21 protein-coding genes and 2 tRNA genes are annotated in these 24,085 nt (G+C 46.2%); 10 read left to right on the plus strand and 13 right to left on the minus strand.

The features are described 5' to 3' along the window. Window positions 1-20 precede the first annotated feature (20 nt). The gene (locus ACKU41_RS01325) at window positions 21-1,445 is read left to right on the plus strand and encodes a transferase (RefSeq protein ID WP_321403598.1); all 1,425 of its coding nucleotides are present in this window, start codon (window positions 21-23) and stop codon (window positions 1,443-1,445) included. 111 nt (window positions 1,446-1,556) lie between these two features. On the opposite strand, the gene ACKU41_RS01330 is transcribed toward ACKU41_RS01325, so the two are convergent. The 6 genes from ACKU41_RS01330 to ACKU41_RS01355 all read right to left on the minus strand — a co-directional run bounded on the left by ACKU41_RS01330 (window position 1,557) and on the right by ACKU41_RS01355 (window position 6,587). Next, window positions 1,557-2,228, minus strand: a complete 672-nt coding sequence (locus tag ACKU41_RS01330; protein ID WP_321403599.1) for an adenylate kinase — start codon at window positions 2,226-2,228, stop codon at window positions 1,557-1,559. 71 nt (window positions 2,229-2,299) lie between these two features. Continuing rightward, window positions 2,300-3,322: a tRNA lysidine(34) synthetase TilS gene (gene tilS, locus ACKU41_RS01335; protein WP_321403600.1), complete on the minus strand. Its 1,023-nt coding sequence runs from the start codon at window positions 3,320-3,322 to the stop codon at window positions 2,300-2,302. A gap of 105 nt (window positions 3,323-3,427) precedes the next feature. Beyond that, window positions 3,428-3,763 carry a hypothetical protein gene (locus ACKU41_RS01340; protein ID WP_321403602.1) on the minus strand — a complete coding sequence of 112 codons (336 nt, stop codon included), beginning with the start codon at window positions 3,761-3,763 and terminating at the stop codon, window positions 3,428-3,430. Window positions 3,764-3,774: 11 nt separating this feature from the next. After that, window positions 3,775-5,094, minus strand: coding sequence for a glutamyl-tRNA reductase (hemA, locus tag ACKU41_RS01345; RefSeq protein ID WP_321403603.1), 1,320 nt, complete (start codon window positions 5,092-5,094; stop codon window positions 3,775-3,777). A gap of 1 nt (window position 5,095) precedes the next feature. Next, entirely contained in the window at window positions 5,096-5,923 is an 828-nt protein-coding gene (locus ACKU41_RS01350; protein ID WP_319781205.1) for a cytochrome c biogenesis protein CcsA, read from the minus strand. Then, complete coding sequence (locus ACKU41_RS01355; protein WP_321403608.1) at window positions 5,910-6,587, minus strand: bifunctional precorrin-2 dehydrogenase/sirohydrochlorin ferrochelatase; 678 nt, start codon at window positions 6,585-6,587, stop codon at window positions 5,910-5,912. Before ACKU41_RS01355 ends, ACKU41_RS01350 begins: the two co-directional genes overlap by 14 nt. A 104-nt stretch (window positions 6,588-6,691) precedes the next feature. Between ACKU41_RS01355 and ACKU41_RS01360 the strand changes: the two genes are divergently transcribed. The 4 genes from ACKU41_RS01360 to ACKU41_RS01375 all read left to right on the plus strand — a co-directional run bounded on the left by ACKU41_RS01360 (window position 6,692) and on the right by ACKU41_RS01375 (window position 11,416). Continuing rightward, entirely contained in the window at window positions 6,692-7,912 is a 1,221-nt protein-coding gene (locus ACKU41_RS01360) for a glycosyltransferase family 9 protein (RefSeq protein WP_321403610.1), read from the plus strand. A gap of 11 nt (window positions 7,913-7,923) precedes the next feature. Then, on the plus strand, window positions 7,924-9,198 hold the full coding sequence (locus tag ACKU41_RS01365) for a glycosyltransferase (protein WP_321403612.1): 1,275 nt from the start codon (window positions 7,924-7,926) through the stop codon (window positions 9,196-9,198). 89 nt (window positions 9,199-9,287) lie between these two features. Then, the gene (locus ACKU41_RS01370) at window positions 9,288-10,166 is read left to right on the plus strand and encodes a protein-glutamate O-methyltransferase CheR (RefSeq protein WP_319781197.1); all 879 of its coding nucleotides are present in this window, start codon (window positions 9,288-9,290) and stop codon (window positions 10,164-10,166) included. A gap of 29 nt (window positions 10,167-10,195) precedes the next feature. After that, entirely contained in the window at window positions 10,196-11,416 is a 1,221-nt protein-coding gene (locus ACKU41_RS01375; protein WP_321403613.1) for an HDOD domain-containing protein, read from the plus strand. On the opposite strand, the gene ACKU41_RS01380 is transcribed toward ACKU41_RS01375, so the two are convergent. The 4 genes from ACKU41_RS01380 to ACKU41_RS01395 form a co-directional block, all read right to left on the minus strand. Next, entirely contained in the window at window positions 11,413-12,537 is a 1,125-nt protein-coding gene (locus ACKU41_RS01380) for an ATP-binding protein (RefSeq protein WP_319781193.1), read from the minus strand. The genes ACKU41_RS01375 and ACKU41_RS01380 overlap by 4 nt on opposite strands. Before the next feature lie 78 nt (window positions 12,538-12,615). Beyond that, complete coding sequence (locus tag ACKU41_RS01385) at window positions 12,616-13,878, minus strand: replication-associated recombination protein A (RefSeq protein ID WP_321403615.1); 1,263 nt, start codon at window positions 13,876-13,878, stop codon at window positions 12,616-12,618. A gap of 120 nt (window positions 13,879-13,998) precedes the next feature. Next, window positions 13,999-14,682, minus strand: coding sequence for a metal-dependent hydrolase (locus tag ACKU41_RS01390; protein ID WP_321403617.1), 684 nt, complete (start codon window positions 14,680-14,682; stop codon window positions 13,999-14,001). Window positions 14,683-14,685: 3 nt separating this feature from the next. Further along, the gene (locus tag ACKU41_RS01395; protein ID WP_319781188.1) at window positions 14,686-15,264 is read right to left on the minus strand and encodes a UbiX family flavin prenyltransferase; all 579 of its coding nucleotides are present in this window, start codon (window positions 15,262-15,264) and stop codon (window positions 14,686-14,688) included. A 210-nt stretch (window positions 15,265-15,474) separates the two neighbouring features. Here ACKU41_RS01395 and purT point away from each other — a divergent pair, with 210 nt between their 5' ends. The 3 genes from purT to ACKU41_RS01410 all read left to right on the plus strand — a co-directional run bounded on the left by purT (window position 15,475) and on the right by ACKU41_RS01410 (window position 18,604). Next, window positions 15,475-16,656: a formate-dependent phosphoribosylglycinamide formyltransferase gene (gene purT, locus ACKU41_RS01400; RefSeq protein WP_321403620.1), complete on the plus strand. Its 1,182-nt coding sequence runs from the start codon at window positions 15,475-15,477 to the stop codon at window positions 16,654-16,656. Between the two features lie 298 nt (window positions 16,657-16,954). Next, complete coding sequence (locus ACKU41_RS01405; protein WP_321403621.1) at window positions 16,955-18,259, plus strand: Na+/H+ antiporter NhaC family protein; 1,305 nt, start codon at window positions 16,955-16,957, stop codon at window positions 18,257-18,259. A 255-nt stretch (window positions 18,260-18,514) separates the two neighbouring features. Further along, window positions 18,515-18,604 (plus strand) — tRNA-Ser (locus tag ACKU41_RS01410). Between the two features lie 186 nt (window positions 18,605-18,790). Here the strand turns inward: ACKU41_RS01410 and ACKU41_RS01415 are convergent. Beyond that, window positions 18,791-20,503: a pentapeptide repeat-containing protein gene (locus ACKU41_RS01415; RefSeq protein WP_321403623.1), complete on the minus strand. Its 1,713-nt coding sequence runs from the start codon at window positions 20,501-20,503 to the stop codon at window positions 18,791-18,793. 443 nt (window positions 20,504-20,946) lie between these two features. Then, window positions 20,947-21,507 carry a BON domain-containing protein gene (locus ACKU41_RS01420; protein WP_321403625.1) on the minus strand — a complete coding sequence of 187 codons (561 nt, stop codon included), beginning with the start codon at window positions 21,505-21,507 and terminating at the stop codon, window positions 20,947-20,949. A 439-nt stretch (window positions 21,508-21,946) separates the two neighbouring features. Between ACKU41_RS01420 and ACKU41_RS01425 the strand changes: the two genes are divergently transcribed. Continuing rightward, window positions 21,947-22,216, plus strand: coding sequence for a hypothetical protein (locus ACKU41_RS01425; protein ID WP_319781182.1), 270 nt, complete (start codon window positions 21,947-21,949; stop codon window positions 22,214-22,216). 122 nt (window positions 22,217-22,338) lie between these two features. Here the strand turns inward: ACKU41_RS01425 and ACKU41_RS01430 are convergent. After that, window positions 22,339-22,415 (minus strand) — tRNA-Pro (locus ACKU41_RS01430). 200 nt (window positions 22,416-22,615) lie between these two features. On the opposite strand from ACKU41_RS01430, the gene ACKU41_RS01435 reads away from it, so the two are divergent. Continuing rightward, a complete protein-coding gene (locus ACKU41_RS01435; RefSeq protein ID WP_321403627.1) occupies window positions 22,616-24,031 on the plus strand; it encodes a hypothetical protein in 1,416 nt (471 codons plus the stop codon). The last annotated feature ends 54 nt before the right edge of the window (window positions 24,032-24,085 follow it).

Here is a 24,085-nt window from a genome sequence, read left to right on the forward strand (position 1 = left end):
CGGCTGAAATGAGGTTAGAGATGAAAAAAGTCGAAAAACTTATCAATCATATTATATCAAGGGTAAATATAAACCTCAGGCCCATGGGGTTGGATATAGAGCAGGTACTGAGAACCACATTGGAAGACAATGAGATGGCTTCAGACTATGCCTATTATGCGCTTTCCATTGACCATCCCATTTATTTCCGGTTTCGGGAAAGTAATCTTGGCGGATCATATTTTCTTGGAAAATGTGATGTCGACCGTTCAATCATTATCAGAAGTGATATTCGCGGTGATGAACTCAAGGCGGCCGGAACTAAAGTTGAGTTCGGAGGTATTAAGACAGAACTTTACCGAGATGAAATCATTCTGGTTGTAAACAGTTTCTTGTATAAAACACTAGTTCATAATCATTCCCGCAATCCCGAAATTCCGGAATTGTTTCGAATCCAAAATACTGTTTCCATGCATTACGCCAATATTCATGGAACAACTACTGAAGGGGCCTATCTTGGAGCTTTCGCCACGGTGGACCTTTCCGTAATGCATAATTGCATTGTCGGTGACTACAGTTATGTTCAAGCCGGGGACCTTGCCAAGATGTGTCTCGATCCTGGTCGTATCTGGATCAAGGCTGACGGAAAATATGAATTTGCTTACCGTTATCCTCAAGCTATTCTTGAAAAATATATATCCTGGGATCATAATGGTGAACTTGTCGGTTTATTTGCTGATTTTCTTAAAAACCGCAGGAATGATTTTTTGCCTGTGTATGATTCTCTGGCTCCTAAATATCCTGTATGGGTTCCGGCTAACGCTTTTGTGAGCCGTTATGCGGTAGTCAGAGGTGATTGTGATATCGGTGAAAACTGCCTTGTGGCTCAGCGGGCATATATAGAAAATTCAGTGCTTGGAACCGGGTCTAATGCTCAGGAAAACAGTTTTATCGTGGATACTCATTTTGCAGGGCTGGTCGTCGTGGCTCACGGTGGTAAGCTTGTTCATTCTTATATCGATGAAAAAGTGTTTATCGGGTTTAATTCTTTTCTGTATGGAACCAAAGAGAATAAAGTATCTGTGGGGTCTGGCTCAATCATCATGCCGCACACAATTATACATGCTTCAGAGCCCATTGATATCCCGGATGAAACCATAGCTTGGGGATATATTACCAAGCAGAGTGATCTAGCAAGCAACTCCATGTCACTTGCTGAATTTGCTAAATTGAAGGAAATAAGCATAGACAGAATGAGATTCAGCGGAGACGGAGCCGCGTTTGTCCGAGATTTTCAGAACCGTATCGAGCATATACTTGTGGATAACGGTGCCAGATATAACGGTAAGCCGGAAAGCAGGGGGCATGCTCAGAAAACACAGTATGTTTCCTACAATTTGTTCCAGCCTTACCTTAGCGGAGAAAAGAAAGGAATGTTCCCGACAATTATTGTTGAGGATGATTAGGAGACTTCTGGCTTTGGCAGCAGGTCTTAAAAAAAGTTCAGTTAATTAAAAACAGAAAAGCCCGCAATCAGGAATGATTGCGGGCTTTTTTTATTTTCGGCTAACTTCGAACTAAACGAGCTGACCCATGAGGGTTTCTTTGATCTCGTCGATGGTGCCTTCACCATTGAGTTCGATGTATTTGAAGCCAGCTTTAGGAGCCAGATCTTTGTAGAAGTATGCAGCAGCAATAGTACCAGTGTTATCATCGTAGTAGATGTCGTGGCGTTTGTTGATTGCATCTTCGTCCTGGTCATCAGCGCGCTCGGAAAGAGCACCGCCACATACGCGACATTTGTCTCCGTCGGGCTTGATAGCGTCGATGAATTTGTTGTTGGGGTGGTTAGGATCGTTTTCGCAGAGGCGACGGCCCATGATGCGGTTTTTAGCAACTTCGCGGGGAAGCAGGATTTCGATAACGAAGTCGAGCTTTACGCCGTCTTTTTCAAGAGCTTCCCAGAGCTTTTCAGCCTGAACGATGGAGCGGGGGAAACCGTCAAGCAGCCAGCCGTTTTCGCCGGAAGACTGGAGAACGTCGAGAACCATGGGAATGGTGATATCATCGGGAACGAGTTCACCTTTGTCGATGTACTCTTTAGCTTTCATGCCGAGTTCGGTGCCGCCACCGATATGCTTACGGAAGATAGCGCCGGACTCGATGTGATCGAGGTCGTATTTTTTCTTTGCGAGAGCGCCCTGAGTACCTTTACCACTACCGTTGGGTCCAAAAATAAGAATATTCACTGTTGTCCTCCTAAAGAATTAGTAACAAATTTCACAAAGTTCTAAACCTTGCCGTCGTCGCTGTCAATGCCCTAGTTAACTTTGAATAACAGTCCTTTTTTACGGACTTTAACAACCTTATTTCCCGGAAATTGACAGGTGGTTCCTGATTTACGTGCAGAATATGCCTGATCAAGATTCATAATTGAATCGAAAAGGGCGTGTCCCGGTCCAAGGTCGTCTAAAATCTTCTTATAAATACGAAGTCTTAATGCAGGATGGCATTTGTTCAAAATTGAACAAGATAATTCAATTCCGTTATCATTCTGTTCAGCCAGACTTAAAATTTCCGTAACCTGATCTTTCCAAAAATCTTCATCAAGCTCAGCCTGATTTTTTAACCGGAGCAGCCCCGCACCAAGATTGGGATTCTCTTCATTCAGCAGGGGCATAATGTTGTTGCGGATTCTGTTACGGGTGTATGCCTCACTGGTATTACTCTCATCTTCCCGCCACGGGCAGTTGATTGCATGCAGAAAAGTTTCCAGTTCCCTTTTATCAGTAGATAACAACGGGCGTAGCAGTTTGCGCTGCGGATCATACGCATCCATCCCGGCAAGGGCCGGCCAGCCGGTGCCGCGAATCAGCCGCATAACCACATCTTCTGCCAGATCTCCCAGATGATGGGCCAGAAGGAGAAAGTCCGCACCGAATTTATCCAGGCAGCTACTGAAAAAATCATAGCGGATTATACGTCCGGCCTCTTCAAGACCTATTGAATGCTCTTCGGCATAGCCCTTTACGTCGGCCTTGAGAAATTCCACCGGTACATTCAACCGCTCGCACAGTTCCTTTACAAAAGCCCCGTCTCCGGCAGACTCATCTCTCAAGCCATGATCCACATGGGCGCAAAAAACCCTGCCCCCCGATTTTCGGGCGAGCAGGGTAGCAATAATCAGTAGGGCAGTAGAATCAATACCGCCGGATACGCCGACGAGCATGGTGGAGGCTGTAAAATCTTTCCCTGACTTCTGTTTACCAAATTTTTCAATATTCAGACATAACCGGGCTAACCTCGGATTAAGCTCCTGAATTGATTTTGGTAGTGATCCCATTTGGTTAAAAGCACGGCGAAGCCAATTAAAAGTTTTTGAAGAGTCCAGAGAAACTTTTTACAAAAAGCTTCTTTGGCCCTCGGAGAGCCGCCGGAGGCATGCCTTTTACAAATGCACACCGAGATCCATGATGACTTTATCCATGTAGTCGAGCATATGGTTGCGCTGTTCCGCGGTGGCGTAGGCTACGCATTCGCAACGGATTTTGTTCTGCGCACGAACCAGCAGCTCAATTTTCATGCTGTTTTCCATGACTTCAAGGGCCATGAAGTAGGGACCGCATTCACCGAGATGTTCCTTCTGAACATCCTGAAGAAGATCTTCGGGAATGGGCAGATAAAAAATATCGTCGATAGGCCCGGAAAAGCCGATTTCCTTAAGAGCATCGACTATTTTAGTCAGGTCTTCGTTATAAATATCTTCAAGAAGGTAATTTCTCATGAATCAGTCCTTTAGTTCTCAAGATCATTTTTTTTCTTCCGTCCGCAATGAGCGTCCGCAGGAATTGTCTCATTATCAAGGTTGAACATGCGCCGGGCAAGGTCAACAAATTCATCCGCTTTGCCTTCTTCTTCGGTGCGTCGCTTGAGGAAGGCCACAGGCTCATGCAAAAGTTTCTTGCCTATGGACATGGCCATGGTTTCAAGAGCCTTGTGAGTCTTGGCATCCACATCGCCGAGCCGTTTCAGTGTCTTGGCCAGCTCCTGCTGGGCCACACTCTCACTGCGGTTGAAAAGATCCACAATGGTCGGCTGCAGGTCGAGAGAATTAATCCAGTTACCGAAGGAAAGGGTTTCGAATTCGACAATTGAGTTGGCTTTGACAGCTTCATCCTCACGCTGGGATTTGTTCTCTTCAACAACATCTTTGAGGTCGTCGATATCATAAAGATATACGTTGTCCAGACCGTTTACGTCCGGATCAATATCGCGGGGGACGGCGATATCGATGAAGAACATGGGTCTGAATTTTCGTTTCTTGATGACCTTCTTCATTTCTTTGGCAGTGATGACGGCATGGGGCGCGCCTGTAGAGCTGATGATGATGTCAGTCTCCGCCAGATGGTCGTAAAGATTTTCAAAAGCAACCGCTGTTCCGCCCATGCATTGGGCTAGTTCTTCTGCACGGGAGAAGGTGCGGTTGGCAATGGATATCTTTTCCACACCGCAGTTCAGCAAATGGGTCGCCGCCAGTTCTGCCATTTCTCCGGCTCCGATAAGCATGGCCCGTTGGCCCTGCAATTCACCGAAAATCTTTTTCGCCAGTTCAACGGCTGCATAACTGATGGAAACCGCGCTGGAGGCTATGGAAGTCTCCGTGCGAACTCTTTTGGCAACAAAAAAGGCCTTGTGCAGCATGCGGTTGATAATGACCCGTGCTGCACCGGCATCCACTGCTTTGCGGTAGGAATCTTTAAGCTGACCCAGAATCTGGGGCTCGCCCACGATCATGGAATCAAGACTGCAGGCTACCCGGAAAAGGTGCTTCACAGCGCCTAATCCTTCATGACAGTAGCTGTTGGGTTCAAGCTCACTGACAGAACCGCAACATCTTTCGGCCCAATACGCAAGGATATTGGTCCGTGTAATTTCCGGGGAGCAGACAACGAGTATTTCTACTCTGTTGCAGGTGGATAAGGCCATTACTTCACGCACTCCCCGTTCGAGAAGGCCGACTTCGAACTCTTCCACGTTAGTCAGGGCGTAGCGTTCCCGCACATCCACTCCGGCGGAGCGGTGGTTCAGGCCGATCAGGTAAATATTATGGTCCATATCAGACTTTAAAGCTATGGTGAGTGGGAACAAAAAAGTTGATGCCCCACAGGGAAATCATGGTGATTATGAAAACGATGATCACCAGAATTGCCGGTTTCTTACCTCTCCAGCCCACCATGATGCGCTGATGAAATACAAAAGCGAAAAGAAACCAGACTACTAAAGTAACAATTTCTTTCGGGTCCCATGAGAACATTTTGGAAAAAGCAGCCCGGGCCCAGAGGAATCCGGCGGCAAGTCCCAGAGTGTAGAGAGGGAATCCGATGATAATCGACCAATGGTTTACATTGTCGAAGGTATTAAGCGAAGGCATTTCCTTGCCCATTCCGGTCAGGTTTGCCTTGGTTTTTATTTTGTTGTTCAGGTAAAGGAAAGCAACTCCCGCCCCGGCAGCCATGGCCATAAGCGCGATGCTGACGAAAATGGTTCCGATATGCAGGCCGATGAACAGCCCGGCCAGATGTGCGGGTATGGTGACCTTCAGGCTCTGGGATGCAAGTGAGATAATAAAAAGCAGCAGGGCGAACGGTGAAGCGGTGAGCGCGAAGAAAGTACTGCGCAGTTTCCACCACAGCCCGAAGTAGACAAGAATGAAACTCCAGCCCAGCAGACTGAAATAAAAGTAACCGTCGCTTAGAACAGTTCCCTTGTACAGGGTCACAGCAAGAGCCAGATCAATGGTGTGCAGGGCAAAACCGCCAACAGCGGAAAGGTTGCCCAGTTTTCCCAATACCTTGTTGTTCTTGAGACTTCCGATGAAAAAACAAACCGTGCCCGCAAGATAGAGGGCGATAATTATGTACTGGAATAATTCAAATAAGGTCATCAATTAACTCCGGTATACGGGGAACAAGTTCATGGGGCAGGGTTTCGGCCAGAACATCCTTTACCCGGTCCACGTTTCCAACTTCCAGCTCATCCAGAATCGGAGAGGCAACAAGCTGTCTGAACAAAGCGGTGTTGTGGCTTGTTTCCTTGCCGAGGTCAAGGACCAGCGGTCTTATTCTTCCCATTAAAGTTATAAACGCAGCATAGTGAGGGCCGAAAATATCCTGCAAGTCGCGGCGGATTTTTTTAGTGAATGCCGGGGTTGCTCCCCCGGAAGACACTGCCAAGGTTAAATCCCCCTGCCTGATTACCGAGGGAACAATAAAGTTGCTTCCTTCGGGAAAGTCGGCGATATTGCAGAGGATATTTTTTTCAGCACAGAGATCGGCCATGCGCCGGTTGACTTCCGTATTGCTGGTGCAGGCAAAAGCCATGAACACATCGTCCAGATCATTATCCCTGAACGGACGCTGTTCAAAAGTTACCCGTGGATCATGGCTTATTTCAAGCATATCCAGACCGGGGGCAGCTGTATCCAGTACGGAAATTTCAGCGGGACCGCATTCAAGTATCGACTTGAGTTTGCGGACACCTACTTCTCCGGCACCGACCAGCAGGCACTTGCGGTTTTTCACTTTGAGAAAAATAGGGTAGTAGGTCATAGAAGTCCTGCATAACAAAAGTGTATGTGTATTGTAAAATGACAAAGTGCTGATAAAAATATATAATTCAAAAAATCAACCCTTTGCAAGGATACTTTTTTTAAATGAAACGGGCTCTGGTTATACAACTGACAAGATTCGGCGATCTGGTTCAGACCAAACGTCTGGTGCTGACTCTACAGCGGCGCGGCTTCACGGTCCATTTGTGTATAGACCGTTCTCTGGAAGGATTGGCCCGGATTATTTATCCTTATTGTGAAATTCACCCCCTGATTGCGCATGGTAGCGGGATAGAGGGACAGGGTAAAGATTCAGTACTGCCGGTCAACTATAAGGTCTTCAGACAATTGGCGGAGATAGATTTTACTGAAGTGTACAATCTGAATTTTTCGACCATGAATTATGCACTGTCTTCGATGTTTGATCCGGCAAGGGTCAAGGGACATAAACGCATACATGGGCAACCCATGAAAGAAGCATGGTTTGAACTGGCTTTCCGGCTTGCAGCGGAGAGGCGAAATAATATCAATTTGGTGGATTACTGGGCGGCACTCAGTCCGGACATGATCCCGGTAGCGGATGTTAATCCCGCCGCTTCTCCCGGTGGGAGAGGAATCGGGGTTGTTCTTGCAGGACGCGAGAGCAGGCGGTCACTTCCTTACAATGTACTGGCTCCACTGGTCCTGTCTGCTCGTTCCGTTAATAAAAACAAGAATATTTTTCTGCTGGGCAGCAAAGGTGAACGGGAAGCAGGCAAGAAACTGCTTTCTAAATTTCCTGCTGCAGTAGCTGAGAATGCGGTCAATCTCGCAGGTGAAACAGACTGGGCGGGACTTGCCGATGCTGTTGCCGGGTTGGATCTTCTGATTACCCCGGATACCGGTACTATGCATCTGGCTGCTCATATGGGAGTTCCTGTTCTGGGGTGTTTTCTTTCTTCAGCATGGTGTTCTGAAACAGGTCCTTACGGTGAAGGACACACTGTTTTGCAGGCGGATGTTGATTGTTCCCCGTGCATTGAAGCTCAGCCCTGCTATAATGATATGAATTGCCTGAAACCGTTTAGCGACCCTTATGCAGCGCGGTATGTAGTTACCCGCAACCGTGATCATCTTCCAAAAGGTCTTTCAGTATTTGAATCCGGTTGCGATTTTCTGGGAACGCAGTTCGTTCTTGCAGCAGGAAACGACCCCACGGGGGAGCGTAGACAACGTTTACGCAGGTTCATCGGTTGCCATCTGGGACTGCTGGATATTGGTGAAGAAGGGCCTTTTCCTGATCTGGCGGAAAAATTTTACAAAGATAAAGACTGGATAACTCCTTAAAAGGTTTTATTATGAATAAAGATAAGGTGTTGCGTATTCTGGTTGTTTTGCCTCTTTATGGCGGCTCTCTCCCTGTGGGGCGGTTTTGTGTTTCTGCGCTGCAAAAAATGGGGCATCTGGTTGAAACATTTGAAGCTCCTGATTTTTATGGTGCATATACCGCTATCGATGATTTAAAAGTCACTTCTGACCGGCACCAGTATTTACGTAACAGCTACCTTAATATGCTGTCGCAGGCTGTGCTGGCAAAAGTTGAAACCTTTGAGCCGGATATGGTTCTGGCCATGGCGCAGGCACCGTTGACGCATCAGGCGCTTAAAAGAATGCGCAATGATAATGTTAAGACCGCCATGTGGTTTGTTGAAGATTTTCGTCTTTTTACGTACTGGCAATCCTTTGCGCCGTTCTATGATGTTTTTGCTGTAATTCAGAAAGAACCTTTCATAAGTGAATTAAGACAGATCGGGGTAGAAAATTCGCTTTATCTGCCTCTGGCGGCCCATCCTGACTTTCACAAGCCTGAGGAACTTAATTCTGTAGATGCCCGCAAGTACGGCGGGGATGTGTCTTTCATGGGCGCAGGTTATCCCAACAGGCGTTTGGCCTTCCGCAAGCTTATTCATCACGGCTTGAAAATATGGGGTACCGAATGGGACGGTGATCATGTGCTTGAACCTTATGTCCAGCTTGGCGGGCGGCGGGTTTCATCTGAAGAATGCGTAAAAATTTTCAACGGGACCAAGATCAACCTAAATCTTCACTCATCAATCAACGCAGGTGAGCTGGTCGGCGGCGGGGACTTCATCAACCCGCGCACTTTTGAGCTTGCCGCCTGCGGAGCGTTTCAACTGGTGGATAAACGGACGCTGATGTCCGAAGCCTTTGATGATGGCGAACTGGCCCACTTTGAGGATCTTGATGATCTGGATCGAAAAATAGAATATTTTTTGAGCCACCCTGAAGAGCGTGAGGCAGTCACGCAAAGATCCCGGGAAAGGGTGCTTAAAGATCATACATATGAAGTCCGGATGCAGTCACTGATTGATTTTACTGAGCAGCAATTTTCGGATTGGCCGGCAGAGAGGAAAACCGACACCCTTTTTGACAATAATTTCCCAGAAGAATTGAAAAATGATATTGTCAGTTTAGTTTCCAAGTTGGGATTGCCTGCCAATGTTGGATTCGATGACCTGGTAGCCGCTGTCAGGGCGCAGCAGGGACAGCTGAGTCCTTTGGACACAGCTGTTCTTTTTCTTGATGAATGGAAGAAAACATATAAGAGGTGATTCTTCAACTTCCTCTATTCTATGTTGATTTAGTATGGAATATGATCAGGTCTGTCTATAAAATGATTTTATACTTATGAGCTAGTTGTATGAGTGCTTTATTTTCAGGAAAAGGTTTTAGCGGCAATATCAAGATTACTCAAAAAGAGTTTCTGGAACTTAGAGATATTATTTATGAGTTGTCCGGTATTTATTTACAGGACAACAGAAAGTTCTTGATTGAGAACCGTTTTGCTCCCCGTCTTTCTGAACTGGAGTTTAAAAGTTATTCAGATTATTTGGATTATTTAAAAAAGCATCCTAAAGGTAAGACTGAAGAACTGATGATGCTCACTGAATTGATCACCACCAATGAAACCAGCTTTTTTCGGGATAATTCACAGTTGAAGGTGTTCAGAAATTTTACCTTGAAAAAAATTATAGATGAGGGGATTAAATCAGGACGCAGAGAAATAAAAATATGGTCAGCAGGATGCTCTTCGGGCGAGGAACCATACACTCTTTCCATGATTTTGCATGAAGCCCTTAAAGACGATATCCGCAAGTGGCGAATTATGATCACCGCTAACGACATTTCCAGCAACGTTTTAAAGATGGCTGAAAAAGGTATTTACACCCGGTATTCATTAAGAACCACCCCTCCGTACATCATTTCTAAATATTTCGAGGATCGGGGAAATGATGTTTTCAGGATTAAGCCTGAGATCAAGCGTCTTGTAAGGTTCGGAAAAATCAACCTCAACCTTGACCGTGATCTTAAAAGGATTCCCAGATCACATGTTGTCTTTTGTAGAAATGTGATCATTTATTTTGATAAAAAGATGAAAATCAGAGTTTTAAATGGTTTTCATCATAATTTGCTTGATAACGGACACTTGTATGTGGGACACTCCGAAGCATTACACGCCGTAACCGACAAGTTCAAACCCAAGCAGCATGCAGGTACTATTACGTATCATAAAATTTGATTCTGCCGTTCAACATAGCGAGGAAATATATGCAAACAGTGAGCATTGAAAACGTCCAGCCGGGAATGATTTTAGCTGCAGACTTAAAAAAAGGTGGTAGAATGCTCCTGCCTGCAGGATCTGTTCTGACCAACAAGATTATTTCAGTTTTTAAAAATCAGGGTATTGAGTCTGTACAGATTCTTCCTTCCGGAGGAGCTGAGCCGGATGAAGAAAGTATCGATAAAGCTTTTGTTTATACCCGTGATTATTTTATGTTCGTCAACCATGATGATCCGGTAATCATGCACATGTTTGATGTTGCCGTTTACAAAACAGCTCTCCGTATAATGGAAGGCTGGCGCTTGCCCACCAAAGACGAACAGCACGTAGCAGTCCTTGATGGAATGCGGGATCTCTTTTTTCGTGACGAAGGCACTTTTGAAGATATCGTTGATGCTGAACTCAAGGTCGCTTCTTTTCCTGATATCTTTTTTAAAGTAAAAGATGTTGTTGAGGATTCTAAAAGTACTGCCGAACATATTGCCGAAGTTGTGGGGCTGGACGTGGGGCTTTCCACCCAGCTACTGAAACTGGTCAACAGTCCTTTGTACGGGTTTCCTTCTGAAATCAACAATCTGGTCCGCGCTGTGGCCCTGATCGGCGGTAAAGAATTGTGCACCCTTGCTCTCGGTCTTTCCACGATAGGTTATTTCAAGGATATTCCTCCCGAGTTGATTGATATGCGTACTTTCTGGTTGCACTCACTCACCTGCGGGGTTTTTTCAAAAATCATCGCTGAAAAGGTTGATGGCGTAGTCCCTGAGATCATGTTTACTGCCGGACTTCTTCATGATGTTGGTCGTCTGGTCCTGTACAAAAAAATGCCTTACAGTGCGGTGCAGTCTATGCTTTTCGCCCGTGAAAATTTCATTCCTCTGGTGGAGGCTGAAGACATGATTCTTGGGTTCAACCATACCCAGATTGCCCGCTGTATGCTTGAAAAATGGAATTTCCCACCGGCTCTAACAGAAATTATTAGTTGTCTCCATGCGCCCGGTAAATGTGAAATGCAAAAAGAAGCCTGCATACTGCAGGTGGCAGACAACCTTGCCCTGGCCGTCGGGATTGCCGATGGAGGCATGTATGTTCTTCCGGGTGTGGATGAAGAAGTCTGGGAGCTGCTGGATATTGATGTCGAAGATTTGAAAAAAATCGTTGAAAATTATGATTACCAGATTAAAGAATTATTCAGTACTTTTTTCAGTTAATGGTTGTTGTTTATTGAGCAGCATTCAGCATCGTGGCATGGAAGTTCAATTGTAACAGTTGTCCCTTTACCTGATCCGGGGCTTTCAATATCAAGCTTGCCCTGATGTTCAAAGACTATTTTCTTTACTCGAGCCAGGCCCATGCCAACCCCTTTGGCCTTGGTGGAAAAGAAGGGGTCCAGCACATGATTTATGACGTGTGGCTCGATTCCTATTCCGTGATCAATTATTTTGATCAGGATGGTATGCTCTATCCTTTTTACCGTAACTGTCACATCAGTTGTTTTTTCAGGGGTAAAGTTGCTGGCATTGAGTAACAGTTCAACTATTGCGGCTTGGAATAATCTTTTACCCACAGTAATTGTTTCTACTGTGCAATCCAGCTTCATCTCAATTTTTTCTCCGGTGCGTTCCAGTATCAGGTTTGCACTTTCCCGTGCATTGTTGAAAAGCTCTACTGTATTTATTTCGGATGGGTATGGTTTTGGTATGTTGGAATATGCTTTTACCGCCGCAACCAATCCTTCCAACTTCATGGCTTCTTCGGAAATAATTTTCAACTCGAGCTGCAAAGGATCTTCCTGTGGCAGTTTGCGGGAAATAAGATTAGCCATCCCTCCTATAACTGTAGTGGGGTTTAAAACCTGATGCGCTACAGCCTGAGAAAGAGAATCCAGCCCTTCTATCCTTTCCTTTTGCAATTCAGCATTGCGTGACAATGCTTTTTTTTCACGTTGCGCTGCATTATAAATTTCAGTGATATCTTCAAAAAGAAATACAAGTCCTATTATCTTGTCATCTTCTGTAAGATAGGAGGATGTTATGGATAATTTTTTCGGGCATTTCCGGTCTTTAATTGTATAGGGTACAACATGCTTAAGACCGGCTTTCTGCTCGGTTATGACATCAAGGATGACCTGATTGAATTCAGCATTGGATGTGGCGTCAGTTATGAAAAGTTCACCCCAGCCGAAGCCGAGGTGTTTTTCTATTTCTAAATTGAGAATTTCACAGGCAGCAGAGTTCAGGAAAACGATTTTTCCATCAGGGGAAATAACCATTATCCCGACATCGATGCTTTCAATTATGTTTTCAACAATGATAGAATTAAAAGAAGGCATTTTTACATCCTTATGGGAGTTTGAATGAATCATACACTCCCGCAGGATCCTAGGCAACAAAATTGCTTGTGTGCCTTATTACTTACCCCATTTTTTAGGTTCCGGACGTTTTCTGCCCTGACGAGGTCTGCGTCTGCCTTTCAGCCATGCGTTCAAACGCGGCTCTTCTCCCTGATCCTTGGGGTCATAGAACATACGGTCCGCTATTTCCGGTGGCAGGTAATCCTGCTCAACATATGAATTGGGGTAAGAATGAGGGTACAGATAATTTCGGCCGTATCCCCATTCCTTTTGCAGGTTGGTGGTGGCATTGCGCAGGTGAAGGGGGACCGGGAGCATGCCGTTCTGACGGATTTCCTGTTTTATGGTGTGATAGGCCGCATAGGTGCTGTTGCTTTTGGGTGCAAGAGCCAGATAAATCACGGCTTCAGCAAGTGGGATAAATCCTTCCGGCATGCCGATAAATTCAACTGCCTGCTGGCAGGAGACCGCCATGGTCATGGCATAAGGGTCAGCCAGCCCGATATCTTCACCTGCGGAAATAATCAGTCTGCGGGAAATGAATTTCGGGTCTTCTCCGCTCTCAATCAAGCAGCCCAGATAATAAACTGCCGCATCCGGGTCGCTTCCGCGAATGGATTTGATGAGCGCTGAGGCCAGTTCGTAATGCGAATCTCCGTCCCGGTCACCGCGAATGACTGTTTCCGGTAAAACTTTCCGTAGATTCTCAGCTTTACGTTTTTCTTCCGGTAATTGCGAAGTGTATTCCAGAAGATTAAGCAGGGCACGCCCGTCACCACCGGCCATGGAGGTTATCAGATTCAGGCTTTCTTCACTTAACTCTACTTCCAGCTCTTCGCAGGCGCGATTGCAGATAGCCAGCAAATCTACCTTGCTGAGTGTTCTCAAGCGCAGGACATGCAGCCTTGAAAGCAGTTGTCTGGTTACGCTGAAGGATGGGTTCTCTGTGGTGGTTGCCAGCAGGGTGATTTCCCCGGATTCCAGAATGGGCAGGAAAAAATCCTGCTGGGATTTGGAAAAACGGTGCAGTTCGTCAAGGATGAGAATGTCCATGCCGGCCAATTGCTTACGCAAAGCTGCAATACCGGACTCTGGGGCGCTGATGCGCATAAAATGTCGGCCCGTGGATTTAGCCAGCAATAGTGCGAGTGTTGATTTTCCGCAGCCTGGAGGCCCGAAAAGTAATAAACTTGGAAGTCTCTTAGAGCGTTCAAAAGCCTCGACCCTTTCTCGAATATGGGCCTGTCCGACAAATTCGTTAATGCTTTTTGGCCGGATACGATCAGCCAGAGGTTGATTATCAGTTAATTCTAATTTCATGAATATCTCCGGCGGTCCTTGCTGATCCTGCCGACAGTCCTTCTGGGCTTCCGGGCAGTCCGCCGGAAGCCTTGCGTCGAGCCGCAACATCTGTCGTGACTCAGAGTCGCTGGAATGTGCTTAAATTTCTTGTTCTTTACCAATTTCCAATTCAACTACACTGCAGTCCGGCGCCAGTTTTGCGCATTCTTCTTTAAAGTTTACGGCATTTTGTTCCAGAATAGGGAATGTGCCGTAATGCATGGGGATGGCGGTCTTGCAATTGAGCAGTTTGCAGGCGTAGGCGGCATCTTTTGAATCCATGGTGAACCAGCCTCCGGTGGGCAGCAGGGCAACATCAATATCATGCAGCTTGCCGAATAGTTCCATGCTGGCAAAAAGACCGGTATCTCCTGCAAAGTAGAGGCAGAAATTATCTTTGTAAGTGAGAATGTATCCGGCCGGATTTCCTGTAGCCGAAGAGTGCATGGCCTGCACCATTTTGATTTTGATTCCGGCCACGGAAATTGTACCGCCGATGTTCATGCCGATAATTTTGTTTTGGTCAACGCCTTGTCCAACCATTGCTTCCACCAGATCAAAGATGCAGACCAACGTGGCTCCGGTTGCTTTGCATATTTCCACCGCCTGCCCGATGTGGTCACCGTGATCGTGGGTTATCAGCACCGCATCTGCTTTTTTAATGGCTTCCCATGAGCTTGAAGCCTTGGGGTTACCTTCAAAAAAAGGGTCGATGATAAGAATTTTGTCGTCAGACTGGATTTTAAAGTTTGAATGACCGTTCCAAGTGATAGTATGTTTCATAGCTTACCTCAAAGAGTCTTCGCCCCATGCCCGGTACAGGGAGTGGGGTATTTCCAGTTGTTCAAGAATTCGTCCTGCCATATGTGCCGCCATGTCATCGATACTTTTGGGTGCATGGTAGAATCCCGGTGATGCGGGCATTACCGTGGCTCCGGCAAGGGTGACGGTCTCCATGTTACGGATATGGATAAGGTTCAGCGGGGTCTCACGGGTGACGAGAATAAGTTTTTTCCGTTCCTTGAGGCAGACATCTGCGGCCCTGTGAATGAGGTTGTTACCGAGTCCTTGAGCTACAGCTGCCAGCGTGGCCATGGAGCAGGGGCAGATGATCATTCCCGCATGGCGCCACGAACCGCTTGCAGGAGGAGCAGCAATATTGTCCTGTCTGTATACGAAATCCGCATTTCCGGTCAGCTCTTCCGGTTTGAAATCTGTTTCCAGTTCCATCACCTTTAGTGCTGCATCAGAAATAATCAGGTGCAGTTCAATATTATCCATCCCGCCCAGACACCGGGCCAGCTTGACCGCATAAACTGTTCCGCTGGCTCCGCTGGCAGCAAGGATGATTTTTTTCTTATCCATTAATGTAGATGCTCCTTATGCAGGCTGAACATATTGAAATACAAAATACATCAGGGGAATATCGCTGACAAGAGGAAGAGGCAAGAGTTTTCGGTGTTCGGTTGAGCGCTATCTAATAACTTGAGTTTTTCTCGGCCTTGTGAGACTAGAAACACACCCAAACAAGAGATATATCCCACAAGACAAAAAACAGTTTACGGAGAATAATCTATGGTCACTCTCGGAACTGCCGGAACCGTTTCCGCCCGCAAAATGATGCTGCTCGGCGGTGGTGAACTTGGTAAAGAGGTTGTCATTGAAGCCCAGCGCCTAGGCGTTGAAGTCATTGTTGTGGACAGGTATGAAAATACCCCGGCAATGCAGGTGGCTCACCGCAGCTATGTTATTTCCATGCTTGATGCTGCTGCACTGCGCCGTGTGGTTGAAGCTGAAAAACCCGATTTTATCGTACCGGAAATTGAAGCCATTGCTACCGAGACTCTGTTGGAGCTTGAAAAGGAAGGTTTCAATGTTGTACCGACTGCCCGCGCTACCCGCTTGACCATGGACCGTGAAGGTATCCGCCGTCTTGCAGCTGAGGAAGTCGGCTTGAAAACATCCCCCTACAAGTTTGCTGATACCAAGGAAGAATATCTTGCTGCCGTGAAGGAAATCGGTATTCCTTGTGTAATCAAACCGGTTATGAGTTCTTCCGGTAAAGGTCAGAGCACAGTGAAATCCGAAGCGGACATTGATCATGCATGGGATTACTCCCAGTCCGGTGGCCGAACCGGGGAAGGGCGCATCATTGTGGAGAGTTTTGTAGAGTTTGATTATGAAATCACTCTGCTCACCGTGCGTCATGCCGGAGGCACATCTTATTGTGCTCCCATCGGTCACCGTCAGGACGATGGTGATTACCGTGAATCATGGCAACCTCAGCCCATGTCCGAAGCTGCTCTTGCCAGAGCGCAGGATTATGCTCTCAGGATTACCGATGCTCTTGGCGGCAGAGGTCTCTTTGGCGTGGAACTGTTCGTGAAAGGTGAGGAAATCATTTTCAGCGAAGTTTCCCCGCGTCCTCATGATACCGGACTGGTTACCGTAATTTCACAGGACCTCAGCGAGTTTGCGCTCCATGTACGAGCTATACTTGGCCTGCCTGTTCCGGCAATCCGTCAGTACGGAACCGCTGCTTCCTGTGTTATCCTTTCCAATGGGAAATCCGAAGCCCCGGCCTTTGCCAACGTGGATAAAGCTCTTGAAGAAGCGGATACCAAGGTGCTCATATTCGGTAAAGGGGAGTGTGATGGTGTTCGTCGTCTCGGCGTAGCTCTTGCCCTTGGGGAAGACGTGGATGATGCGAAAGCCCGTGCTATCCGCGCCTCTTCTGCTGTGGAAATAGAGTACTGATTTTCAGTCATGAATAATTGTACAAACTCCCCTTGTGTCTGTTGCGCAGGGGGAGTTTTTTAATGTATTACTTTAAGAAAAACTTTTGCTCTTTTAGTTGACACAGCCGTCAAAAGATGAGCATTTTGTACCTTCGTTAACGCGAAGGTGTAGTATTTTACAAAAAAATTGCTTTTTTTACCTAAAAATAGCTGTTTACTTCGCTTATATGAAAAAACAGTTCGAACAATCGCTCCGCCATGCGGAGATTTTTTTGAACGGACTATATGTCTAACTCTTTATATAGGAATATAGTGCTATGAAACAGGAAGCAAACGGATTGGCTCTAGCGCCGCTAGGGTTATTTTTGGTAATATTTATTGGTACCGGTTTTTTTCTGACCATGAACGGAACCAGCATGGCTTTTTATCAGCTTTCCGCAACTGTTGCCATTCTTCCCGCAATTGCGTGGGCCATATGGATGGGAAAAGATAAGATTAACGATAAGATTAATATCTTTCTGCGCGGTGCAGGGGAGCCGGGCATCATCACCATGTGTATGATTTACCTTCTGGCAGGGGGATTCGCAGCGGTCGCCAAATCCATCGGCGGCGTTGAATCCACTGTTAATCTTGGGCTGTCCATTGTCCCTGCTTCCATGGTTCTGCCCGGACTGTTTGTTATCGCCGCATTTATCGCCACAGCGATGGGTACTTCCATGGGTACAATTGCTGCCATTGCCCCCATTGCCGTAGGTGTTGCCGGAAAGACAGATATCCCTTCCGCATTGCTCATGGGTGCTGTTGTGGGCGGAGCCATGTTCGGGGATAACCTGTCCATGATTTCCGACACCACCATCGCTGCAACCCGCACTCAGGGCTGTAAAATGAGCGATAAATTCAAGATGAACCTGCTTATAGCCTTACCGGCGGCACTTATAACTGTCGTTATTTTGTATATTGCCGGGGAGGGCGGTCAGGTTGTTGCTGACGGTGGCTACAGTCTGCTCAAGGTGCTTCCCTACATAACCATTCTTGTGATGGCTGTTCTTGGCATAAATGTATTTGTCGTCCTCGGCGCGGGTATTGTTTTTACCGGATTGGTCGGCTTCATTGCAATGGACAGCTTTAATCTGCTTACTTTTTCTCAGGATATTTACAAAGGGTTTACCGGAATGCAGGAAATCCTTGTGTTGTCCCTGCTTGTAGGCGGGCTTGGGGAGCTGATTAAGTTCCATGGCGGTATCACTTACATCATCAATTTTATCGGCAAGCTGACCAAGGGCACAAAGTCCACCAAGGCCGGTGAGTTCAGTATCAGTGCTCTTTCAGTAATGTCTGACCTTTGTACTGCCAACAACACTGTAGCCATTATCCTTACCGGGGGCATGGCCAAGGAGATTGCAGAAAGTCATAATGTTGATCCCCGCCGCAGTGCAAGCCTGTTGGATATTTTCTCCTGCGTTGTTCAGGGACTTATTCCCTACGGGGCACAGGTCCTGCTGGCCGGGTCCATTTCCGGGCTTTCACCTTTGGAGATAATCGGCAACATGCACTATTGCTTCATTCTTGCAGTAGTCGCGGTTCTCAGCATCATGACCGGGTTTCCTAGAGCCAAAGACTAGTCTTTCTCATATATCGGTTAAAGAGAAGTTCCCCGCAGCCTGAGGTTGCGGGGAACTTTTATTTTCCTGTAGTATGTTACATCGCTTTTTTGGGCCAAGGTTTATTCCTGTTAACTTTTCTTTGAATTTTATTGCGTGTTGTTTTTTATTCCAAGTTGTTAACTGGTATAGCTTTATTTTTTTGATTATTTTTAAAAAAATTAAAAAAGTGCTTGCCAAGCGGTAGTGATTTAGATAGATACATTTCTCCCAAGCGGAAAGGTGTCCGAGTCCGGCTTAAGGAGCACGCCTGGAAAGCGTGTATAGTTAACGCTATCGGAGGTTCGAATCCTCTCCTTTCCGCCAGCTAATTCAAAGGCTTACGTCAACAGACGTAAGCCTTTTTCTGTTTGGGGCCGATTTTGTGCACCACGAATTGCACCTTTTTGCTGTCGTTTTGTTAAAGAACGGGATTTGGTCTATTACCCGCGCTACTCATAAATTGGGGGGTGGGGGGTATGTGACCTCGGTTGAGGGGGAGAAAGCATAAAGTTATTTTGTATTCGACATTATGTGTTTATAAGCAGTTAACCCAAGAATATCTTGCTGATTCGGATCTAGTTTTATTTCATTTGTTCCTATATTTATAGAGCTCGTGCGTATTGACCATAAGTCAACCCCCGTGAGTTCAGCCCCCCTGAGGTAAGCCCCCGTGAGGTCAGCCCTAGTGAGTTTCGCCCCCGTGAGGATAGCCCCCGTGAGTTCCGTCCCCGAGAGGTTAGCACCCGTGAGGTTAGCCTGCGTGAGTTTCGCCCCTGTGAGGAGAGCTCTCGTGAGTTTTGCCCCCGTGAGGTCAGCCCTAGTGAGTTTCGCCCCCGTGAGGTCGGCCCACGCGAGTTTCGTCCCCGAGAGGTTAGTCCTCGTAAGGTCTGTCTGCGTGAGGTTAGTATCAAAGAGGTTAGCCCCCGTGAGGTCAGCCCACGCGAGTTTCGCCCCTGAGAGTTCTGCCCCCCTGAGGTCAGCCTGCGTGAGTTTCGTCTCCGAGAGGTAAGCCCCCGTGAGGCCAGCCATCCTGAGTTTAGCCTCCGTGAGGTCAGCCTTCCTGAGTTTAGCCTCCGTGAGTTTCGTCTCAAAGAGGTAAGCCCTCGTGAGGTCAGCCCAACTGAGGTGAGCCTCTGTGAGGTCAGCCTCCCTGAGTTTAGCCCCCGTGAGGTCAGCCCCCCTTAGGTCAGCCCCCCTTAGGTCAGCCCAACTGAGGTAAGCCCCCCCGAGGTCAGCCCCCCTTAGGTCAGCCCCCCTTAGGTCAGCCCAACTGAGGTGAGCCTCTGTGAGGTCAGCCTCCCTGAGTTTAGCCCCCGTGAGGTAAGCCCCCCCGAGGTCAGCCCCCCTTAGGCAAGCCCCCCCGAGTTTAGCCCCCCCGAGGTAAGCCCAACTGAGGTCAGCCCAACTGAGGTCAGCCTTCGTAAGGTCAGCCTTCGTAAGGTCAGCCTCCCTGAGTTTAGCCCCCGTGAGGTCAGCATCCCTGAGGTCAGCCTCCCTGAGGTCAGCATCCCCGAGGTCAGAATTTTTTAAGAATGAATTTTTAAGATTGCAATAATATGGCGACGACAGGTCAAGTTCAACAATCTTTTTACATAAAAGATTTAAACATATCTGAACATCATCTCTTATTCTTTCCTCTGTATTTTTTTTGCGAATTATACCGTAGTTATCTTTAAGGCTTAATGAATTCTTATTAGCATGATTTTCGGTAGGGCTTCTTATATAAGCACATAACATATCTAGAATCATACTCTTGTCTGCTTCTAGATTCGTATCAGTGGCAGTTCTCCATAAGGTATAAATAGCCCCAATCCGAACATGGACTTCTGGACTTCCTAATTGCTCTGAAGCACGAATAATTCTTTCTGTTATATGCCCTTGCTCAGCTACTGTTGCTTGCCGGGAAAGACTTTTTGAACGCCAAAAGGCAAGAAAAGCACCTATAAAACCAGCTACAAAAAGTCCGATGTTTCTGTATATGATGTAGTTGGCAATACCATCTTTTGAACCTTCTTTAAGATGGAGCATCGTTAAATTCCACCAATTTAAGTCTGGGTCTAGTGAACCACATATATTGGGTGGTGGAGATTGAATGAATTGTTTTATAAAGAATAAAAATATTACTAATAAAATAGCCACATACAATGTTTTGACGAGTGTCTGGTAACTTATTTTTAATAATTTTGGAGTAGCAATGCGCAATTTGAAATTTAGAAATTTCATTATAGGTCTCAAAGAGTTGAATGGTCTGCAAATATTAGTTCTGAACTGTAAATATGTCAGTATTAGAGTAATATCAATAGTATAAAATATCTTTGCTGAAAATATGCAGCCTGCAAATAAACTGAGTCTAAAACTGATTTCTATGAGGTGATCCGGGAGAGGCTAAGTTTGATGTTCCGGTAGCGGTTTAAAAAAAAGTTATGCACCAAATTTGCACCAAAACTTAATAAATATGGGGTAAAATTGGTGCATTTGATCTTATCTGAAAAATTTTAAGTATCTAAAATACTTGAATTTGCTTGACTGAGTTTGTTGTCTTACCCGTCTGGAAAGCGTGTATAGTTAACGCTATCGGAGGTTCGAATCTTCTCCTTTCCGCCAGCTTGAATTTTAAATCCCCTTACAACAGATGTTGTAAGGGGATTTTTTTATATGATCTGTCCTCATGGTTTATTGGAGACGCGAAGATATGATTTCACTTTACGAACCCCTTCCGTGTTTTTTGCGTGGGTGATTGATTTATTGATTTCAGACTCGGACCCAACCAGCCCTAAAAGCACTACCTGACATTGAACTACTTTTACTTCAACATTTGTAGACCAGATATCTCCATCGCCGATCAATGATGATTTTACGTCAGCCAGAATAGACAGGTTTTCGGTTGTCCCGCAGTCGGGGAGTTCCTTTTTAAGTAAAAGGTATTGGGTTACATTCGTTACCCCTTCAACATTCTCGGCTATTGAGATTGCTTTTGATTTTTGGCCGAGGTTCTCATATTCGCCCACCAGATAAACATGTCCCGCAAAGGTGTACGGCTCAATGCCCATAACGGAGACATCGTCGTCATCAAGATATTTCTTCATGATTGTCCCCGATATGGTTGCGTCCGCAGTCTGGGTGCTGATACTGCGTTCGTCCATTACTGCTTTGTAAGCTGTGCTGCACCCTGTGAAAAATATGGTCGTGATGAAGACTGCCAGCATTAGCACATTGTTTAATTTCATGAGGACCTCCTTTTTATAAGTTTGCATGCTTGGGGTGAAAGGTTGCGTTTTAATGACCTGTTGATATGGATTTGTTCGTGACTGTCCATATTGGGTGGTTTTGATCTTGAACCGCAGGGACGCATTGTTTTAAGGCGTGTCAGGAGGGATGTACGGGATTCAAGACAGGTTATTATAGCATTTTCATCTTTACTGAGCGAGAAGATTTACTTTGTGGCAGGGTAATTTTTTAGTTCCATAAGATTCTGTAGTTAATTGCTCTGCGCGCAAACTTTAATTAATACGTATTACCGGATACTTATTACTTTCGCCGGTGAAACAGCATGCGGCATTGTGCTGTGATTCTGGTTTCATACTTTAATAGGTTAAAATTTGACTTTGCCGATCACAGGACTATGATGGCGCGATCCATGTATTAATTAAAAAATGAGGAAATATAATGATTTTACCCGGAATGGCTAAAGATGATGTGGCTCTGATTAAGGCGGACGGTGAACGCATCGAAGGATTGAAGGCTGTTGTTTCCATGCGCAGGATTGTTACCTTTAATACTGATATTGAAATCTCGCCGAAAGATATGATGATCAGGCAGCGTGCTGATGGGGAGAGCGAAGCGTATCTTGTCCTCGATCTCATGCTTAACAGGGCGCAGGATGGAATTCCTGAAAACTATCAGATTACTGTGCGAAGGGTTGCTGCGCCGGAGTAGGGCTTAGCTGAATATATTTTCAATTAAAAAAAGCCGTGGACCAGTCCACGGCTTTTTTAATTTTGTCTTTACAAAAGAAAAAAGCCACTGATTGCTCAGTGGCCTTTCGGGGTTCCTTCTTGTGGTCGGGATGAGAGGATTTGAACCTCCGACCCCTTGAACCCCATTCAAGTGCGCTCCCAGGCTGCGCTACATCCCGACTCAAGTGAAGAAGGATCTATGTGTATTCTCTGTAACTGTCAACCATAAAATTGAATTATTGTTTTTATATATACTGAATAGGTGTTCAGTTGGAGAGATAATAAATCCATATCATCTTGGAATGAAATAAAAAATTAACTCATGAGTTGAAAAAATCCATATTCAGGAATAATCTGTGGTTAAGAACTCGGAGGAATTTTGCGTTACCTTGCCGCACTGCTTTCTATTTTGTTGCATATCTCAGCCATGTTTATTCTGGCTGATTTTGTAGTGCCGGTTCATGATCAGGTTGATCCATTTGAGATACAGCTCATTGACCTTCCAAAAGACCTGCAGCCTTTTAAGAAAGATTTTAGCTCTTTTGACTCAGTGAAGAAGAAAAATACGCACCGTCCTGAAGGGAAAAAAGACCTGAGCAGGACAGAACTCAAGCCAAAGCTCCGAGCTGACAAGATCAAGCGCTTAAAACCTCATAAGCCAGCCAGTCACAAACCGGATCAAAGTAGCAAGGTACAAGCAGAATCTGAGCATCTTCAGGATGAACGGATTACCCGGCCTGCCAAAAATTATCCCCATATTGAAATTGGCTCATCAAAAAGCCCGGATGCTGTTGTTTTGCGGCAGGGTAAAGGAATAACCGTAGGTAATTCGACTATGGTGCTCAAGCGAGGTTCAGAAGCGCGCTCTCTATCCGCTCTGGCTGCATATGAGTTTGATGAGAACGATTTCCGTGGGCATTATGAGACATTTACAGGGCGGCAGGTGGTTATCATTGATGGACGCGCTGAACATGGGCGGCTGATTCTTTATGACCGACAGAGCGGATTGATCAGAAAATTAAAGAAGACTGAGTACGGCGACTTTATTTATACCTACGGGCCTTCTTTTGATGAGGATGAGCCGGTTAAAGGGTCAGTGGTTTTTCTTCCCGGCGATGAACATTGGATCCACCGGTTTATGTGGATGCCGGACGGTGCGCCCGCTGAATATCCGGTGAAGGGCAGAGTGGATGCTGTTGCAGGCGGAAAGGAGCAGGAACGTTGTGATCTGTTTGTTCCGGCTTTAGAGGGCAGGTATCCTGCAGTCATACTTGTCCCTTACGGTATTGATATCCCATCCGAAGAATTTGCTGAAGTAGCCAGACATCTGTGCGGCAAAGGGATTGTTGTCTTTTGTCCGGATAATTTCAGCCCAGCGGAATTGCGCAGGGGGTATGACAAATTACGTCAAAATCCCAAGGTTGATCCCGCACGTATCGGTGTCTGGGCAAGGGGGTACGGGGCCAAAAAAATGCCCCGCATGGACTTGCCAGCGGGACTTTTTAAGTTTGTCATTCTGACTATAGACCATCCTGATGAAGGTCTATTTCCAGAAAGGCTTGCGTCTGTTCTTGCCGATACCCTGCCTACTTTCATAGGGTTTCGCGGAGTCGGCAGTGACTGGAAGAGGGTTGTGCCGGTAATGTTGACCGGATTCCAGTCTGCCCCCCATCAAATAGTCATGATTGATGCTACTCCTTCCGTAGGAGAAGGAGTGGGGACAGACCAAGAGTGGATCGATTGCTTATCCGGCGATTTTGTCAGCAGTATTTCCGCCTGGCTTGATTCAAACTAGTCAGACGCATGGTATTTCTGCGGAATATATAACTGCTTTTTAGAGAATGAGTAA

It is taken from the genome of Maridesulfovibrio sp. (assembly GCF_963678865.1).
Lineage (GTDB): Bacteria > Desulfobacterota > Desulfovibrionia > Desulfovibrionales > Desulfovibrionaceae > Maridesulfovibrio.